The sequence below is a fragment of the Mycobacterium arosiense ATCC BAA-1401 = DSM 45069 genome, from assembly GCF_002086125.1.
GTDB lineage: Bacteria > Actinomycetota > Actinomycetes > Mycobacteriales > Mycobacteriaceae > Mycobacterium > Mycobacterium arosiense.
The window spans coordinates 1-620 of the sequence record NZ_MVHG01000231.1 but is presented as its reverse complement, the minus strand read 5'-3'; the positions used below and the strand labels follow the sequence as shown (position 1 = coordinate 620).

The following is a 620-nucleotide window of genomic DNA, read 5'->3' as shown; positions in this document are numbered from 1 at the left end:
TCGGTGTGTTGTCTTTGAGGCACAATCGTGGGCGGTCGTTGAGTTCGTCGGCGATCTGGCGGAGTTGGTCGTCGTCCCAGACGCTGAGGTCGGTGCCCTTTGGTAGGTATTGGCGCACAAGTCCATTGGCGTTCTCGTTGCTTCCGCGCTGCCACGGTGAGTGCGGCTCGGCGAAGTAGATCTTCAGCCCTGTCATCGCCTCGATACGTTCATGGTGAAACATTTCGTTGCCCTGGTCCCAGGTCAAGGTCCTGCGTAGCTTGATCGGCACTTGGGTGAAGGTTGCGATCAGGGCATCCCCGACATGCTGTGCCGAGTGTCCATCCGGCAGTCGAATCAGCAGTGTTAGACGCATCTTTCGTTCCACCAGCGTCGCCACCGCCGACCGCTGCTGGGCGCCGACGATGAGATCGCCCTCCCAGTGGCCCGCCTGTCGGCGGGTCTCGACGCTGGCTGGCCGCTCGTGGATCGACCGCAGCTTCGTAAGTTGCTTCAACGCGCCGTCACGAGACCTTCCCCGCCCGCGCCGATGCCGGTAGATCCGGCCGGTCCGCAGGATGTTGGCGCTCTTGCCCGAGTTGCGGTCCTGTGGGTCGATATCGACGACCAGGCCCCGGTAG

1 protein-coding gene is annotated in these 620 nt (G+C 62.9%); it reads right to left on the bottom strand.

What is annotated here, in order from left to right; genetic code table 11:
• On the bottom strand, positions 1–620 hold a 620-nt coding region (locus BST14_RS28230), incomplete at both ends, for an IS30 family transposase (RefSeq protein WP_245845839.1).